18 protein-coding genes are annotated in these 17443 nt (G+C 61.6%); 11 read left to right on the top strand and 7 right to left on the bottom strand.

Features of this window, described 5'->3' with window-relative positions; translation table 11 throughout:
- Nucleotides 1-378: 378 nt before the first annotated feature.
- The 11 genes from FBY31_RS19025 to FBY31_RS18975 all read left to right on the top strand — a co-directional run bounded on the left by FBY31_RS19025 (nt 379) and on the right by FBY31_RS18975 (nt 11094).
- Nucleotides 379-1494, top strand: a complete 1116-nt coding sequence (locus FBY31_RS19025; protein WP_142044144.1) for a DUF475 domain-containing protein — start codon at nt 379-381, stop codon at nt 1492-1494.
- A gap of 21 nt (nt 1495-1515) precedes the next feature.
- Complete coding sequence (locus FBY31_RS19020) at nt 1516-2106, top strand: TerD family protein (protein WP_142044142.1); 591 nt, start codon at nt 1516-1518, stop codon at nt 2104-2106.
- A gap of 22 nt (nt 2107-2128) precedes the next feature.
- Nucleotides 2129-2710 (top strand): TerD family protein, encoded by a 582-nt coding sequence (locus tag FBY31_RS19015; RefSeq protein WP_142044140.1) that lies wholly within the window; start codon nt 2129-2131, stop codon nt 2708-2710.
- 74 nt (nt 2711-2784) lie between these two features.
- Complete coding sequence (locus tag FBY31_RS19010; protein ID WP_142044138.1) at nt 2785-3366, top strand: TerD family protein; 582 nt, start codon at nt 2785-2787, stop codon at nt 3364-3366.
- Nucleotides 3332-4585 carry a toxic anion resistance protein gene (locus FBY31_RS19005; protein ID WP_235013130.1) on the top strand — a complete coding sequence of 418 codons (1254 nt, stop codon included), beginning with the start codon at nt 3332-3334 and terminating at the stop codon, nt 4583-4585. The genes FBY31_RS19010 and FBY31_RS19005 overlap by 35 nt, the downstream gene beginning before the upstream one ends.
- A gap of 30 nt (nt 4586-4615) precedes the next feature.
- The gene (locus FBY31_RS19000; RefSeq protein WP_142044137.1) at nt 4616-5131 is read left to right on the top strand and encodes a hypothetical protein; all 516 of its coding nucleotides are present in this window, start codon (nt 4616-4618) and stop codon (nt 5129-5131) included.
- A gap of 8 nt (nt 5132-5139) precedes the next feature.
- Entirely contained in the window at nt 5140-5682 is a 543-nt protein-coding gene (locus tag FBY31_RS18995; RefSeq protein ID WP_142044135.1) for a TerD family protein, read from the top strand.
- 310 nt (nt 5683-5992) lie between these two features.
- Entirely contained in the window at nt 5993-6442 is a 450-nt protein-coding gene (locus FBY31_RS18990) for a hypothetical protein (RefSeq protein ID WP_142044133.1), read from the top strand.
- Between the two features lie 46 nt (nt 6443-6488).
- A complete protein-coding gene (locus tag FBY31_RS18985) occupies nt 6489-7658 on the top strand; it encodes an HpcH/HpaI aldolase/citrate lyase family protein (protein ID WP_235013129.1) in 1170 nt (389 codons plus the stop codon).
- Nucleotides 7655-10219 (top strand): phosphoribosyltransferase domain-containing protein, encoded by a 2565-nt coding sequence (locus FBY31_RS18980; protein WP_142044129.1) that lies wholly within the window; start codon nt 7655-7657, stop codon nt 10217-10219. Before FBY31_RS18985 ends, FBY31_RS18980 begins: the two co-directional genes overlap by 4 nt.
- Before the next feature lie 485 nt (nt 10220-10704).
- On the top strand, nt 10705-11094 hold the full coding sequence (locus tag FBY31_RS18975; protein WP_142044127.1) for a hypothetical protein: 390 nt from the start codon (nt 10705-10707) through the stop codon (nt 11092-11094).
- Between the two features lie 240 nt (nt 11095-11334).
- Here FBY31_RS18975 and FBY31_RS18970 read toward each other — a convergent pair whose 3' ends face one another.
- The 7 genes from FBY31_RS18970 to FBY31_RS18935 form a co-directional block, all read right to left on the bottom strand.
- The gene (locus FBY31_RS18970) at nt 11335-11622 is read right to left on the bottom strand and encodes a hypothetical protein (protein WP_142044125.1); all 288 of its coding nucleotides are present in this window, start codon (nt 11620-11622) and stop codon (nt 11335-11337) included.
- 511 nt (nt 11623-12133) lie between these two features.
- Nucleotides 12134-13237, bottom strand: a complete 1104-nt coding sequence (locus tag FBY31_RS18960) for an oxidoreductase (protein ID WP_142044123.1) — start codon at nt 13235-13237, stop codon at nt 12134-12136.
- Nucleotides 13234-13608 (bottom strand): hypothetical protein, encoded by a 375-nt coding sequence (locus FBY31_RS18955; RefSeq protein ID WP_142044121.1) that lies wholly within the window; start codon nt 13606-13608, stop codon nt 13234-13236. Before FBY31_RS18955 ends, FBY31_RS18960 begins: the two co-directional genes overlap by 4 nt.
- Nucleotides 13609-13621: 13 nt before the next feature.
- Complete coding sequence (locus FBY31_RS18950) at nt 13622-14368, bottom strand: SDR family NAD(P)-dependent oxidoreductase (RefSeq protein WP_142044119.1); 747 nt, start codon at nt 14366-14368, stop codon at nt 13622-13624.
- Between the two features lie 26 nt (nt 14369-14394).
- Nucleotides 14395-15162, bottom strand: coding sequence for an SDR family NAD(P)-dependent oxidoreductase (locus FBY31_RS18945; protein ID WP_142044117.1), 768 nt, complete (start codon nt 15160-15162; stop codon nt 14395-14397).
- On the bottom strand, nt 15149-16540 hold the full coding sequence (locus FBY31_RS18940; protein WP_142044115.1) for an MFS transporter: 1392 nt from the start codon (nt 16538-16540) through the stop codon (nt 15149-15151). The genes FBY31_RS18945 and FBY31_RS18940 overlap by 14 nt, the downstream gene beginning before the upstream one ends.
- Nucleotides 16537-17427, bottom strand: coding sequence for a polysaccharide deacetylase family protein (locus tag FBY31_RS18935; RefSeq protein WP_142044113.1), 891 nt, complete (start codon nt 17425-17427; stop codon nt 16537-16539). The genes FBY31_RS18940 and FBY31_RS18935 overlap by 4 nt, the downstream gene beginning before the upstream one ends.
- Between the last annotated feature and the right edge of the window lie 16 nt (nt 17428-17443).

Below are 17443 nucleotides of genomic sequence, written 5' to 3'. Positions count from 1 at the left end.
ACCATCCGTTCGAGTTCCGGCATCTCATTCCCCCTGTTTGCGTGTGACGTTTTCAGTACCTGGCGCAACTCGGGCACGCCGTCCGGGTCCCAGTGATAAGTGGGCGTCCTGGGATCACATATTGCGGCATCCCAGATAACGAAAGACGGCGAAGGCCATGTTGACTGCTAATGAGTAAATGAGTTCATCCTCAAGATTCGGTCAAGATGAGGCGAGTTTCTGCGAAGTATGGCTTCAGCCGCCTTTCTGGGGACTGTTCAAATGACGAGGTGCGGCTAAGATGATCGAACAAGTCAGGGGGAGACTTACTCCTGGTAGCACGCTGAGGTAAAGCCGTTTACTTGTGGCCGAACCCGCTTTACAGGAGTTGGATGCACAGTGTTCTTAAAAACTTTCGGGTGGTCCTTTGGCATCACCGCTGCCGCGTTGGTGATTGCATTTCTATACGGAGGACCCCAAGCCCTCATCTTGTGCCTCATTCTCGGCGTCCTTGAAATTAGCCTCAGCTTCGATAATGCGGTGGTCAACGCCCGCATCCTCGAGCGGATGAATCCGTTCTGGCAAAAAATGTTCCTCACCGTTGGCATCGTGATCGCCGTGTTCGGAATGCGCATCCTTTTCCCGCTTCTGATTGTCGGTGTGACCGCCAAGTTGAATCCAATCGAGGCCGTTAACCTGGCACTCCAAAAGGGGGATCCACACACACCGGGAACGTACGGCTATTTGCTGCATGAAGCCCACCCACAAATCGCCGCCTTCGGCGGACTCTTCCTTCTGATGCTCTTCTTGGATTTCATTTTCGAGGACCGAGACATTAAATGGATTAAAGCCCTGGAGATTCCACTCGCCAAGTTCGGCAGGCTGGAAGGATCGTCGATGGTTGTAGGCCTCGTGGTCCTCGCAGTCGCAGGATTCCTGTCCGGAGAAAAGCAGGGCATCGTACTGTTGTCGGGTCTCATGGGGATGATTACCTACCTCCTGGTCAACGGGCTCGGAAACCTATTCGATGTAGACGGAGACGGGGACGTTGATTTCGAGGACGCCGCTGCAGCCGTCCACTCTGGCCCGAGCGGCCCTGCAAAGCTCGCTGGAAAAGCTGCCTTCATGCTGTTCCTGTACCTGGAAGTCATTGACGCCTCCTTCTCCTTCGACGGCGTCATCGGCGCGTTCGCCATCACGTCAGACCCGATCATCATTGCCCTTGGTTTAGGTCTTATTGGGGCAATGTTTGTCCGCTCGCTGACGGTTTACCTCGTCCGCGAAGGAACGCTTGACGAATTCGAATATCTCGATCATGGCGCCCACTGGGCAATCGGCGCCCTCGCCATTATTCTTCTCGTGACCATTTCCGTGCCAGTCAATGAAGTCATCACCGGACTAATCGGGGTTGTCTTCATTGGGGCAGCGTTCGCGGGTTCAGTCATTCGCAACAAGAAGAAGACCAAACTCGCGGTGGGAACAGAACCGGCCGAACTTTCCACAGTTGCCAAGTAAATAAAGAACAGGAGCACGACAATGGGGTTAACTCTTACTAAGGGCCAGTCGCTGTCGCTGACCAAGCAAAACGGGGAGTCGCTAACGAAGATCCGGCTGGGACTGGGCTGGGACTCGGCGGTTCCCGTCAAACGGGGCTTCTTCGGCGGGTCGAAAGCGGTTGAAATTGATCTCGACGCCTCGGCCATCCTGTTCGACAGCAACAAACAACTGCTGGATGCCGTGTTCTTCGGCAACCTGAAGAGCAAGGACAGTTCCATCAAACACACCGGTGACAACCTCACCGGAGCCGGCGACGGCGACGACGAATCCATCACCGTCGATCTGGGCTCCGTCGCCCCGAACGTGGCGCACATCGTCTTCGTCATTACCAGTTACAGCCAACAGACCTTCGACATGGTGGAAAACGCCTTCTGCCGCGTCATCGATGAGTCCCTGTCCACTTCCCCGGAGGTCGCTAAATACCAGCTCACCGAATCCGGCCGCCATACCGCAATGATCATGGCGAAACTCTCTCGTGGGGCTAGCGGCTGGACCTTCCAAGCCATCGGTGCCCCGGCGAACGGAAAAACAGTCCACGACGTCGTACAGCCCGCAGCTTCCGCCCTCTAGTACAAACACCTAAGGAGATCAATTGGCAAGCCTGACCCTCAGCAAGGGAAGCAACCTCTCCCTGAGCAAAGCCGACCCCGGACTGCGGAAGGCCATGATCGGCCTCGGCTGGGACCCGCGCACGACGGCGGGACAACAGTTCGATCTGGACGCTTCGGCACTGCTTCTCACCGCAGCCGGAAAAGTCCGCTCGAATGACGACTTCATCTTCTATAACCAACTGGCCTCCAAAGACGGCGCCGTTGTCCACCAAGGCGACAACCGCACAGGTGAGGGCGAGGGCGACGACGAGCAGGTGCTGATTGATCTGGCCTCGGTTTCACCCGAAATTGAGAAGGTTGTCATCGTCGTTTCCATCGACCAGGCAGAAGCCCGAGGCCAGAATTTTGGCCAGGTGCGGGACGCCTTCTGCCGGGTGGTGAACGAGGACACCGATAACGAGATTGTTCGCTATGACCTCACCGAAGACGCTGCCTCGGAGACCTGCATGATCTTCGCGGAAATCTATCGGCACAACGGAGACTGGAAGTTCCGTGCCGTGGGACAGGGCTACGCCACAGGCCTCCAAGGCATTGCATCTGACTACGGCATCGTTCTCGACTAGATAATTGCGGTCCGCTGCAGCCAAGGCTGCAGCGGACCGCTTCTAAGCAATAAGCAACTCGAAGGAGCAGGATAATGGCCGGACTCACCCTGACCAAGGGCGCTAATCTGTCGCTGACAAAGGCAGCCCCGGGGCTGACAAAAGTACATGTCGGACTCGGCTGGGACCCCCGCACGACGACAGGTGACGCTTTTGACCTCGATGCATCTGCACTGCTGCTAGGCGAGGACGGAAAGGTTCGTTCTTCGGCGGACTTTATCTTCTACAACCAGGCTTCAACGCCGGACGGCACCGTCGTTCACAAGGGTGATAACCGCTCCGGCGACGGCGACGGAGACGACGAGACCGTCGCCGTCGACCTTTCCACTCTGGCAACCGACGTTTCCCGAATTGTCTTCGTAGTGTCCATCGACCAGGCAGAGGAACGGCGTCAGAATTTCGGCCAAGTACGGGCAGCCTACTGCCGGATCGTGAATCAGGAAACCGACGTTGAAGTGGCCCGCTACGACCTCAGCGAAGATGCCGCCCCGGAAACCTGCATGATCTTCTCAGAGTTGTACCGCCACAATGGCGAGTGGAAGTTCAAGGCTGTGGGACAGGGATACGCATCAGGCCTCGCCGGTGTTGCCGCTGACTACGGCGTTCAGCTTAGCTAATACGCTTGACGACAGGGATCCACACATGAGTATTCAACTGACACCGCCGGACGCTTCCGACTCAGCCTTGCTATTGAAGGCGCCGGATGCCCCGGAAATCGTAAACGAAGACGCAGCTCCGGGTATGGTACCGGTTCCAGCCGAACGCCAGACCGAAATCAACGCCCAGGCCAAAGCCTTCATCGCGGAGATCGCCGAGATGAATCCCCATAGCCCCGAGTACTCGAGCAAGATCGACGGCATCAACCGCCTGGCCGGCGAACAGCTCGTGGCGTCCTCGAATACCTCAAGTCGCCTGCTTGAGCGATCCTCGACGTCACTTGCCGGCGCCAAGAAATCGGGGAACAACGCACAGATTCAGGTGGCTTCCACGCTGGGCGAGTTGCGTACAACTGTCGAGGATCTCACTCCCAATGGTGCAGACCTGAGTGTGGGCCGCAAAATCCTGGGTATCATTCCCGGCGGTAACAAGCTAACCAAGTACTTTCAAAAGTACGAGTCGGCGCAAACACAGCTGAACAAGATCATCAAGTCCCTGATGTCCGGGCAGGACGAGCTTCTCAAGGACAACGCCAGCCTCGCCCAGGAGAAGACCAATCTTTGGGAAACGATGCAGGGCCTGAGCGAGTACGCCGTTTTTGCCAAAGCTTTGGACGCGGCCACTTCCGACAAAATCAGCTCCATGAAGATGGCCGGCCAGATCGAGGAAGCGAACAAGCTCGACTCTGACGTGCTGTTCCCCATCCGCCAGCGCCACCAAGACATCCTGACCCAGCTGGCCGTGTCGGTTCAGGGGTACCTGGCCATCGACATGATCCGCAAGAACAACACCGAGCTCATCAAGGGCGTGGAACGGGCCAGGACCACCACCATCTCGGCTCTGCGCACCGCCGTGATCGTGGCACAGGCGTTGGCCAATCAAAAGATGGTCCTCGACCAGATCGACGCCATCAACACCACAACCAACAACATGATTCTCAATACCAGTCAGATGTTGAAGGATCAGACCGGCCGGATTCACCAACAGGCTGCGACCTCCGGGGTGAGTGTTGAGACGCTCCAGAAGGCGTTCGACAATGTCTTCGAGACCATGGATGCCATCGATACCTTCCGCTCGCAGGCCAACAAGAACATGGAGGGCACCGTCCGTGCCCTTGAGTCCGGCCTTGAGCGCGCCAAACCCTACTTGGAGCGCGTCCGCCAGCAAGAGGGCAACTAAAGTTGCTGTCACGAAAAATCCAGCAGAAAAATGGTCGGTAAGTTCATAGGGTCCCTGTTCAGCGCCGCTGCTTCACGCAACTCCGACGCTGAACAGGGGCCCGCGCCCGTGCTCGACCAGAACGTCATAGATCTGGGTACCAACCGAGCCTCACTAGACGCCCTCCGCACCGAAATCCGGCGCGCAGGCGGCGAGCTGCCCACTCTTATCTACTCGCAGTTCCGACAAATCGATGACCTTCTCGCGCCTTTGGTGGCCCACATGCAACAGACCGATGCCTCCACGGAGCAGGTGGTTCTCGCGGGTGCAATCATCAGCGATTACCTGCCCACGTCACTGAGGACGTACCTGATGCTTCCCAAATCGTCCCGCGTGGGCGGTTCAGGCGAGACGACTACACTGCTTGCGCAGCTGGCAACTTTGCATTCCACAGTCCTCAATCTGAATCAGCAAGTCCGCAGCGGTGCAGCTACCGAACTGGCCATTCACGGGAGATTCCTCCAGGACAAGTTCGATTTGGGCAGCCTCCATTTGGAAGGACAGTAGTGGCGTCAATGATCCCTGGCGGCAATGCTGCATTGACAGGCGAGAACCCTGGTCTTCGCAAAGTACTGGTGGCATTCGGGTGGACCATAACGCAAAGTCTCGGACCCCAGGCCGAGCTTGTCCCGATGGCCATCATGTGCGGGCAAGACGGGCTGGCCCTCTCCGACGACCATCTAGTGTTCTTCAACCAGCTCGCGACTCCCGAGGGGAGCATGGAATTCGTCGGCGCTGACGACCAGGAACAAATCGACGTGGACCTGGCCAATGTTCCTGAGGCTGTGCGGAAAATAGCCTTTGTCGTCTATGTGGATCCCGATCTTCGTGGTCCAGGGAACTTCGGCCCCGTGAAAAACTCCTACGTGCGGTTGGCGGACGAAACCAACCGCGAACTTCTTCGGTTTGATATTCCGTTGGGAAATCAGATGCAGGTCAAGGCCATGTTGTTCGGGGAACTCTACCGACACAGCGGCGGCTGGAAGTTCCGGGCCATTGGCCAGGGCTACCAGAACGGGCTTTCCGGTGTGGCTGCCGACTACAAGCTAGCGCTCTGACATGGACCATCAAGCGCGACGCCCACGTCCCGATATCACCTACATTTCCCGCCGTATCAGGCCGACAAGTACCCACAGTGTGACGGCCCGGAACCGCGTTCAGGAAGCACCCCTCGCAAACCACACGGATCGCCCACTCAGCGCTGCGTCGTCGTCGGGCCTCAGCCTGGAACGCCCCCGATCAGGCAGCGGACCTTCCGCAGAGAGGGGGGCGCGCCCACCCTTGCTGGCACCTGTCCGCGACTCCGCACGCCTTTTCAGTGCACCGAGTTTCACGGAGAGCCGCCAACTGGCTGAGGGCGCTCCCGTCGTGCGCCTGAATGCACGGCAGTCCGGCATCGGGACGCTCTTGGTCCACGGCCCGCGGTCAACCGCCTGGGAGGATATCGACCAGCTGACAGGCGCTGAAAATGCGCGGGGTGAGAGGGCCGGTGTCGCCAGCCCCACTGTCGGAAACAGAAACCTGGTGGCATTCCATGACGGCTCCGCCGCGATCGCCCTCAGACACGTCAAACGTCTCCGGCGCGCGATATTCATAGCACAGGAGGAGCCTCTGGTCGTCAGCCTTTTTGGGGAATCGGCATTGGCGGTTTCCCCCAAAGCCTCTGACGGCAAACGCGCGGTGTTGTACATCGCCCGCATTGACAGCCTCCTTGAGCTTCGTGCGGAGTACGTCGAGGCCGTAAACGACGAAGCCATCTGGGCTGCCTTCGGCTTCACCATGACCACTCCCACCAGCGTGCACACTGGCCGCCGCTAACATTTTTTGAGCCAAATTTTGGGGATGAATGCGACACTTCAAATCTTTGAGCCAGTCCGAACGCGGGCGGCTGTTTCTCTCGCCACCCGAAGAACTGACACGCAATTCCGACCCCGGCCTCCTCGCCGTCGCCCTCGGTGCCACCCTCTACTCTCCCGCGAACCGGCCGGGTCTGGCGAAGGGGGTGCTCAAGCAGACCGAACACGGCTGCATCAGCTTCGTCCTCTGCCTGGAAGACTCCGTCGCTGATGACGATGTCGCCCGCGCTGAAACAATCCTCCTCGAAGCGCTGGCTGAACTTGCCAGCCAGCAAGACAGCACAGCACTCCCGCTCCTGTTCATCAGGTGCCGGACCCCGGAGCAACTGCTCGACGTCGGCCGGCGGGCGGGGTCCTCGCTCGGCGTTGTGGCGGGTTTCGTGCTGCCCAAATTTGAGGACGAAACAGGCCGGGGGCGGTCTTTTTTCGAGGCGCTGCGCCGGCTGAACCGCGAGGCCGGCCGAATCGAGGCGGACGGCGGACTTTCGCCACTCTTGGCTATGCCTATCATCGAAGACCCCGTCACCACTTATGTGGAGACACGGACGGCAGCCCTGCAGAACGCACTGGCCGTGATCAACGCGAACCAGGACCTGGTCCTGTGCATCCGGATCGGAGCCACGGACATGTCTGGCGCTTTTGGGCTCCGCCGTTCACGGGACCTGACCATCTACCACGTCAATGTAGTGGCCAACGTCATCGGCGACGTCGTGAACGTCTTCGGCCGGACAGGGAACAGCTGGGTCATCACCGGACCCGTCTGGGAGCACTTCTCCAATAAGGAGCGGGTCCTGCGCCCCCTCCTGCGGGCGACGCCGTTCATTAACCTCGATGAGGAGGCCCTGCGCCAGCGCCTGCTGCTGGCTAACCTCGACGGCTTAATTCGTGAGATCGAGCTCGATCAGGCCAACGGGTTGCTGGGCAAGACCGTAATCCATCCAAGCCATGTCCCAGTGGTGCACTCGATGTCAGTTGTCAGCCATGAGGAATACCTGGATGCGACCGATATCGCTGCTGGTCATTCCGGCGGGGTCCAAGCCTCTTCCTACCGAAACAAAATGAACGAACACAAGCCGCACCGTTCGTGGGCTGAACGGATCCTGCTGCGGGCCAGAGCCTTCGGGGTGGCAAACCCCGGAATCAGTTTCGCGGAGCTCTTAGAAGCGAGTATGAAATGACAGTCGCAGAATCCCTCTATCCCGATCCCGCCGGAAGCTTCGCTGAGTGGGGATTGGCGGTCTCCCCCGGCTCGGTGCCCAGTCTCTTGCCGGTCACGTCGCTGGTTGGCCTGGCCTTGCGCCGCAACCCCAAGCGGGCCCACCTGTTGGTCTCGCGGGTTCTGGCAAAACACGTACCCACAGAGCCGGGAATCGCAACGGCAGCAGGCCTGTTGCTGGGGTTGCTGGTGCGCGACGCCCTTAGCCCGCTTACGAATACCCTCGTTCAGGACGCTGCGTCCCGGTTCGAAGACCTTCTGGCGGGGGAACCAACAGCAGCACGCGCTGGCCGGAGCGCGGCAATCGCTGAACTCTGCCGGGACCTTCGCGGCCAGCCGGCCCTTCCGGACGTTGCCACCATGGGCTACGCAGAGACCGCCACAGGGCTGGGTCAGCTGGTGGCCGATTCTCTGGGTTCCTACTACATCCACTCCACCCGCCATGCGGTGGACGGTGCCGACTCGGTGCGCCCCTACGTGGCCTTCGAGGAATCCCACTCCCATGCCACGTCGCATCAGCTTTTCCCCACCCGGCATGCAGCCCTCAGCGGCGCAGGCACCATCGTTCTGGTCGACGACGAACTCACCACCGGTGCAACCATTATCAATACAATCTGCGCTCTCCATCAGGCAGCCCCGCACCAGCATTACGTTGTTGCTTCACTAATCGATTTGCGATTAGCAGCCGACCGGATCCGGCTGGACGACTTGGCTGTCGAGCTGGACTGCAGGATCACCGTTGTGAGCCTTGCGAACGGCGACATTGCTTTGCCCGACGACCTGCCGGCCAAGGCAGCCCTGCTGGTGAGTCAGTCGGGGGTAGGGCCTGTCGGTGCGCCCAGCAGCGGGGACGTGTCAGTCCTGGACCTCACCCGCCGGGTAAACCCCGTCCGGAGCGCCCGGTTCGGAATCAACTCGCGGCCCGAATCGGCCGCCGTCGCCGAACGCATTGCAGAGGAACTGGCCGCGGTGACGCCGGCCGCCGGCAGCCTTCTGGTGCTGGCCACCGAGGAGTTTATGGCCCTGCCGTTGGCCACGGCTGCCGCCCTGCAGGACAGGCTGCCCGGGGTGGCGGTCCGCTACTCCACCAGCACCCGCTCCCCCATCGCCGTGATTGACGGACCAGGGTATCCGGTCCGCTCGGTGGTGACCTTCAACAGCCACGACGTCACCGCGGATGGTCCCGGAAGGCGCTTTGCCTACAACTTCAATCACCCCGGGCAGCGGTTTGACCAAGTGGTCGTGATGGCCGAACCAGGAACGCCAGAAACTGCCTTGATCGGCTCTGAGAGCATCGCAGAGGCTGCGTCCAGAACGGGCGCCAGCGTGCAGGTGGTACTCCTGAGCTCGGAGCGGCCTTTCCCGACACCAGGTCAGGGGCCCTCCTTTGGTTCGTACCAGGCAGGCGAAGTGCAGTGGCTGATCAAGGACCTCAGCTTCGCCGAACTGGAAGCCCCTACCGCTGAACGGGAGGCTGCCATCCAGTCAGGCCGAGCCAATTACGCAGAATCGCTGCCCGAGGAATATGAACCCTCACGTGAGTACGAGGAACTGTACAAGGAAGCCCTGTCCAGGTCAGCGGCACGGGTGGCGCACGCCGTCGGCACCGTAACCGAACAGGTAATAGCGCTCCGGGATGGCACTCCCGTTCTCGTATCCCTGGCACGGGCGGGCACACCGGTCGGAATTCTGATGAAGCGCTGGGCCAAGCAAATTCACGGCCTCGAACTCCCCCATTACACGGCGAGCATCGTGCGGGGTGTTGGCATTGACCAGACGGCACTGAGCTACCTGGCCAGCCACTACCGGCCAGAACAAGTTATGTTCGTGGACGGATGGACCGGCAAAGGCGCGATCGCCCGTGAGCTTGCGACCGCCGTCGAATCCTTTGCGCGCACGGACGGAGCACGCTTCAGCCCGGAACTTGCGGTGCTCGCCGATCCTGGGCACTGCACGGAAATATTCGGCACCCGGGACGATTTCCTGATTCCGTCGGCCTGCCTGAACTCGACTGTATCCGGCCTTGTCTCACGCACTGTCTTCAACCGAAACCTCATCTTCCCCAATGACTTCCATGGGGCAAAGTACTACCGCCAGCTGGCAGCCAAGGACGTCTCCGGCGCCTTCCTCGACATTGTGTCCGAGCGGTTCACCGAGGTCCAACACTCCGTTCTTACGACCGCGGCAAGAGCCTCAGGGGAAGATGCCGGCCCTCGGCCAGCGGACTGGTCAGGATTGGCGGCCGTGGAGCGAATCAGTAAGGAATTCGGGCTTAACAACACAAACCTCGTGAAACCGGGGGTGGGCGAAACCACACGCGTGCTCCTGCGCCGCGTCCCCTGGAAGATCCTGGTGCGGTCAGCCTCGAGTGAAGACGTGCAGCACGTCCTCCTGCTGGCCAGACTCAGGGGCGTGGAGGTTGTCTACGTGGAAGACCTCCCGTATACGTGTGTGGGTCTGATCCATCCCCTGCATGGTACGGCTCCAACGGCCGGGACTGAGAAGAAGGCGGCAGCACTGTGACCACACTGGCCAACGGAATTGACCTCGCACAGTCCTCCACCGGCAAGTCCTCGATGATGGTGGCATGTGATCTTGACCGAACGCTCATCTACTCGTCCAATTCCATGGCTCTCCAGTCTTCTGACAGCTCTACACCTTCGCTGGTCGTAGCTGAAGTTTATGAGGGAGCGCCGTTATCTTTCATGACGCGCACAGCTTGGGATGTGCTCGAACGGCTCGTACACGATGCCATCTTCGTTCCGGTCACGACGCGAACAGTGCAGCAATTTGGCCGCGTGAATATACCCGGGAGGGACCGAGGCTACGCGGTAACGACGAACGGGGCAGTCCTCCTACACCACGGAGTCCCGGATCCTGCATGGACCGATCTCATCCGAGCCTCCGTCCATGCTAATTGCGCCCCCTTGCAGGAGGTACACGACTACGTCCTGGGCGCCACCAGGCCCCCGGCGATCCTGCGGGGCCGAGTTGCCGAGGACGTCTTCGTGTACTCCATCGTGAACCGCGACGAACTGTCAGCCAACTATCTGGAGGACCTATCGGGATGGTGCCAGGAACGCGGATGGACCACTTCTCTGCAGGGCAGAAAGCTTTACTGCGTGCCGTCTCCGGTCAGCAAAGAGGCGGCCCTGGCGGAAATTCGACGCCGGCACCCCGTCGACATGTTGGTGGCGGCCGGCGATTCACTGCTGGACGCCGGCATGCTGCATCTCGCCGATTCCGCAATCAGGCCCCGTCATGGCGAACTGGACATGGCCGCCTTCCACCTTCCGCATCTCGACGTGACTTCTTCTTCAGGAATTATGGCCGGCCAGGAGATCCTCATGTTCGCAGCGGCACAGATCCCTGCACGACGCAAAGCTCTGACTAGCTGAGCGCCCCGGCATCTAATCCAGAATCCAGGCTGCAGCTTCCAACCTAAGGATGCTCTCTCACTCTCTCGAGAGAAGTGAGAGAGGGATTGCGCTGGCCTAAGGCGGCTCTTCGTGGTCGGTGGGGGACGGAGCTCGTATCGTTGAAGGCACGAAAAAAGGAGGCCGATGACGACACCCGGTGTCGTCGTCGGCCTCCTTTTAGGCCCGTGGTGGTGCTATCCCACGCAGGGCGCTGGGACTCTAGGCCGCCGTTGGAAGTGTTACGTAGCTGCCCTCGATGACGCTGGCAGCAACAACGGGAGTGCCGTCTACTGTGACATAGCTGCCACGGGTGACGGGGGGCAGGTTTCGGCCGCCAGCGACGGTGACATAGCTGCCCTCGACGCCGACGGGGACGCTGCCGGCGCGGAGAGTCACGTAGCTGCCGCCGCGCACCGCGGTGTCAGCGAGAGTGATCCCGGTACCGTTCTTGAGGGTGGTTTCGGTGGTGGATGAGGAGGTTGCGGGGCGTTCGGTCAGCAAAGTCATGGGTTCTCCGTGGTTTCGGGATGAGGGCCATACAGGTTCTTGTGCCGCTCAAGCAGGAGGGCGGTTGGGCGTCGCGTCGCTTGCCCCGCTGGCCCGGGTATGTTCACCGGTGCGGTACTCAAGGGCTACGCCGGCCTGTACCTAAGGTTACGGCTTATCCCGAGCCACTCAAAATAACGTGGGAAGGCTCACGTTTACGTCAGGCACATATGGTGGGCTACGTCATCCCCTACCTCGGCGCCAGCATCACGTAGCCGCCCAACGAGCGCATTTCTCCCGCGCCCGGTCCACCGTCTCCAGCGACACCTCCACCGTCCGCACACAGGGCTCCAGCCCAAGGTCAGCCTCAACAACCCCCATCGGATCCACCTAAGGTGGACCTTCCGGTAGACAGCCAGCGGGCCGCCGTCGGGCCCAAAGGCAACCAGCGTGTTGGAGGCCCTGCCCGGCTCCCCGGAGGTTTCCACCCCGCCACCAGCCCAATGCGGTGGCGGGGTGATGGCAACTCTGGTTAGGCCGGATCCTCCAGTTCCCAGTCCTTGACATCTGCAAAAGGAGCGAAAACGGAAGGGTCGAGTTCGTCGAATTCCAGATTGTTGCGGACAAGGTGCGGCCAGTTCCGGTTGGCCAGCGCGGCTTTGCCCAGCGCAACGACGTCCGCTGAGCCCTCCGCCAGCATGGACACGGCGGTGTCCGGATCGTCGAGCTTGCCGTTCGCGATCACGGGCACGCCCGAGTACTGCTTGGCCAGCGCAGCGAGGGTTTCCTCAGCGTCCGCGAACGCGGGCTCGGTGGCGCGGTATTCGGTGGTGTGGACAAAATCAATTCCCGTAGCGCCCAGGGTGGTGAAAATGACTTCGGCTTCTTCCACTCCTCCGCTCCACTTGTGGTCATTGTCGCTGACCTTGGACTGGGAGATACGGATCCCCACCGTCATGCCCGGGCCAACCGCCTCGCGGACGTCGCGGCAGATCTCAGCGGCGAAGCGCACCCTGTTTTCCGGTGAGCCGCCGTAGTGGTCGTCGCGCTGGTTCAGGTAGTCCGTGAGGAACTGGTCCAGCAGGTACCCGTTGGCACCATGGATCTCGACGCCGTCGAAGCCGGCCTGCTGGGCGTGCAGCGCGGCCGTGACGAAGCCATCCCGGACCTCTCTCATTTGGGACTCGGTGATCTCCGAAGGAACGGGATACGGGCCTTCTCCGCGGTAGAACCCCAGCTGCTCCCCCTTCGGTGCCACCGCCGATGGTCCCACTGAGGAAGTCACAAACCTGTTCCCCTGGCTCTGCGCCCCCGCATGCATCAGCTGGGCGAAGATCTTAGAGCCCGCCGCGTGGACGCCGTCGACGACTTTCGCCCAGGACCGGGCCTGCTCCTCTGTAGCGATGCCCGGCTGGTAGTGGTAGCCCTGGCTGTGGGCGGTGTCCGGATAGATGCCTTCCGTGATCAGCAGCCCGAAACCTCCGCGCGCGAACGTCCGGTAGTAGGAGGCCATTCTTTCCGTGGCATGCCCGTCCTCCGTTGCGCTGATCCTTGTCATGGGAGCCAGGGCTACCCGGTTGTCCAGCTGCGTGGAACCAATCCGGATGGGTGACCAGAGCGGGGTGTAATCAGTCATTCAAAGTCTCCTTGGAAGTAATTGGATGCCGCCGGGTCCGGCGGCATCCCAGCCGCGCGCGCCGGCAGGCCCGCATTGGCTGGATCAGCCGCGTACGCCTGCCGGCGTCTGCGCAGGCGGTCCAAAACCGACGCGTCGGTGAAGCACCCGAGCACAGCAACCCACAGTTCTTCGAGAGTCTGGCACTGCGCGGAGAACCCCGCGGGGCCGGTCATCATCCAGCCGTCCTTGAGTGCAGTCACCTTCGGGGCACCCGGGAGGCCGGTGCAGACCGCGTTGACCGTGCCTGCCACGATCAGGTGTTGCCGCAAGGTCCGCACCGGTCCCAGGGCAGGGTCGTCGACGGTAGTCCTTCCACAGGCCCCGCACATGTCGTCCCCTTCCTTACGGCATGACGTCGCCGGAGTTGGGCCCCAACGTCTGTCCCACAAACAGGTTTCCGCCCGGGTCGCTGGCCAGCAGCACTGCGGCAGGGGCCACTTCCGCCGGCGTCCCAAAGCGCCGCAGCGGCAGCTCGGCACGTTTCGCGGCCTTCCAGCTTTCCGAGATGCCCTCCACCAGGGGCGTCTCAATCGGCCCCGGGGCGATGCAGTTGACCAGGACATTGTCCGCCGCCGTTTCCAGGGCAAGAGCCTTGGAAAGCCCCACCACGCCGGCCTTGGCCGCACTGTAATGGGTCAGCCCCATGCCGCCCTTTATGGCCAGCTGGGAGGCGATGTTGATGATGCGGCCCCATTTCTTTTGCCGCATCTCCGCCACCACCTCCCGGCAGCACAGGAACACACCGGTCAGGTCCACCGTGAGGGTCTCATTCCACATGGCCAGGGACATGTCCTCCAGCGGAGACTCCGTCAGCAGGCCCGCGCTGTTGACGAGGACGTCGATGCCGCCCAGCCTGTCCCGGGCTTCAGCGAAGGCCGCCCGCACGCTGGCTTCATCTGCAACATCCACGCGGATGGCGCCGTCCCCTCCGGCCCGGTCCAGCACAGCCACCCGGTCCCCGTTGGCCAGGAAGGCATCGGCGATGGCTTTGCCGATCCCGCTGGAACCGCCGGTGACAACCACCCCGCGGCCGTTCCCGGCTTGAGCGTTTCCGGAGGCCTGGTCAGCAACATGAGTCGATGTGTTCATGGTGTCCTTTCCTTCTCGGCGCGCTGTCAGGCGCGCATCTTCACGGTGAGGCCGCCGTCGACCACCAGCGCCTGCCCCGTGATGTAGCGGGACTCGTCGGAAGTGAGGAACCCAATCACGCTGGCCACTTCCTCCGGTGTTCCCACCCGGCCCCAGGGGATGTCCTTCCCGGCCCGCTGCAGCCCCTCGGGCCCCAGTGAATTCACCGGATCCAGGGACTGCGGGGTTTCGATCAGGCCGGGGATCACCGCGTTGGCGCGGATCTGCCGCGGGCCGAGTTCCACGGCCACGCTGCGGATCAGGCCCAGGACGCCTGCCTTGGCGGCGGCATAGTGGGCGTGTTCCTCCCACCCGTACACCCCGCCGGCGATGGACGAGACCGCAACCAGCGCGCCGCCGTCGGTCATTCTCTCCGCCCCGGCGCGCAGCGTGCGCAGCACGCCGGTGAGGTCCACGTTGAGCATGTCGTGCCAGCGCTCGTCCGTCATCTCCCCCAGCGGGGAATTGCGGAGGATCCCGGCGTTGGCGATGGCGTAGTCCAGCCGGCCGTACTCGTCCACGGCCCGCTGGGCCAGGGCGTCCACGGACGCGGTGGTGCGGACGTCCACTTCGTGGATCACCGCCTCACCGCTGGCCTCCTTGACCAGGCGGAGGGTTTCCTCCGGGTCGTGGGGGTCGCCGGGGAAGGTGCCGATGACTGACACCACTCCCTGGCGGGCGTAGTGGACTGCGAGGGCGCGGCCGATTCCGCTGGCGGCACCGGTGATGATGGCTACTTTGTTACGGGACGTCATGGGGGTGGTCCTCCAGGAGGGCTTCAACGGGGGGCTTGGCGGCGATCATCAGGAGTCCGGAGACCAAGGTGCCGAGGGCACCGACCCAGAGGGCAGCGGCGCCGGTACCGGCCCCGGCAGCTATGGCCGTGAAGATGGCGCCGCCGAGGATGGTTCCCGGCTGGCTCATGGCACCGATGAAAGCAGTTCCGGTTGCCCGGCAGCTCACCGGGTAGCACTCGGCCATGAAGTACTGGATGGCAGCATAGGGTCCAACCAGGAAGAACAGTCCGGCACCGTAGGTGAGGATGATCATGAACGCGTCGGTAGCGATCGGGCTGAGCATGATCGCGAAGGAGATGCCGGAGAGAATCCAGCCGCCGATAATGGTCCGCTTGCGGCCGATCTTGTCACCGAGCCAGCCGTGGAAGACGTAGCCGAAGTACGCGAGCAGGTTGATGATGATCAGCATCCAGAAGGCGTCGGAGAGTTCCACGCCCTTGGCGTTCTTCAGCACCGAGCTGCCCAGGACGCTGAAGATGGTGATGCCGAAGAAGTTCACGATCCATGCGAACGAGAACACGATGGTGTTCCGGCGCAGGTGTGGCTCCCAGATGCGCTTGAGCGGTGCTGCCGAGGAGTGCTCGACGCCGTACGCGTGGGCCAATGAGTGCGCGTCCGCCGTCTTGCCGCTCTTTTCAAGCTCGGTCAGCTTGTGGTGCAGTTCGAACTGGGGCGTTTCCTTGAGCTTGCGGGCGATGACCCAGACGATGACAGCGGCAGGAATGGTGGCCATCAGGTACAGGGCGCGCCAGCCGAGGGAGGGCAGGAAGGCCAGTGCGAGGGCGCTGGCCAGCAGGAACCCCAGCGGCCATCCGCCCTGGATGAAGGAGTAGTGGAAGCCGGGGCGCTTACGCTTGTCGGCCACTTCGGTGACCTGGTAAACCTCGTTCATGTAGGTGGCGTTCACGGCCTGCTCGGAGAATCCGAGCCCGCCGAAGGAACGGACCACCACCAGCATGGCGTTGCTTAAGAACGGGATGCCCGTGGGAATGAGCGCCGTGAGGCCGGAAACGATCGCGGTTCCACCAATGGTGGTCATCATGCCCTTGCGGCGGCCCAGCCTGTCGATGACGGGCCCGATGCCAAAGCAGACGATGGCGGTGCCGACGGCGATCCACGTATTGATTGCGTACGCTTCCGTGGCGGACCAGCCGAACTCCTCCTGCATGGCTGGCAGCAGGGTGCCGAACAAGCCGTAGTCGAAGACGGCCACGGTCCAGGCCAGGAGGGCAAGGACGGTAGCGGTGGTGGTGTTGCGCTTGGAAAAGACCGGGAAGCGGCGCTTCTCGTCAGGGCGGGGCTGCGACAGGTCTACAGCCGGTTCTTGTACGGTCATGACTTGTTGTCCTTACGGGGGCTGCGGGAAAGGAAGGAGTCAGCGATCTCGTCGAAAGTCAGCCAGCTGACACCCTCGTGGGAGTTGATGTGTTCGATGAGGCGCTCGAGCATGAGCAGCACCTGGGGGCGGCCCGAGACGTCCGGGTGGATGGTCATGGTGAAGACGGCCTGGTCCATTTCGCGGTAGACCCAGTCGAACTGGTCCCGCCACATCTGTTCGATGTCGCGGGGATTGACGAATCCGTGTGAGTTCGGCGCTGCCTTGATGAACATCATGGGAGGCAGGTCATCGAGGTACCAGTTGGCCGGTATCTCCACCAGGTCCGTTTCCTGCCCGCGCACCAGCGGCTCCATCCATGTTTCGGCGTCCTTGGTGTAGTCGATCTTTTTCCATGAGTCGCCTACCCGGACGTAGTACGGTTCGAAATCCCGGTGCATGAGGGAGTGGTCGTACTTGATGCCCCGTTCAAGGAGGATTTCGTTGGTGACAGGCGAGAATTCCCACCACGGCGCCACATAACCCGTGGGCCTGCGCCCGGAAACCTTCTCGATCAGTTCGATCGAGCGGTCCAGGATGGCGGTCTCCTGTTCCCGGGTCATGGCGATCGGGTTTTCGTGCGAGTACCCGTGGACGCCGATTTCGTGTCCGGCATCCACAATCATCTGCGTCAGTTCGGGGAAGGTCTCGATCGAGTGGCCCGGTACGAACCAGGTTGCCGGGAGGTTGTATTTCTGGAACAACCGGATCAGCCGGGGTCCCCCGACTTCGCCGCTGAAAAGGCCCCGGGAGATGTCACAGGGGGAGTCCTCGCCTCCATAGGAGCCGAGCATGCCCGCCACTGCGTCAACGTCCACGCCGAAGGCGACTTGAATGTCCTTAGCCATGAAATTTTCCTTTCAA

It is taken from the genome of Arthrobacter sp. SLBN-100 (assembly GCF_006715305.1).
Lineage (GTDB): Bacteria > Actinomycetota > Actinomycetes > Actinomycetales > Micrococcaceae > Arthrobacter.
This window is presented reverse-complemented; position numbering and strand designations above follow the sequence as displayed.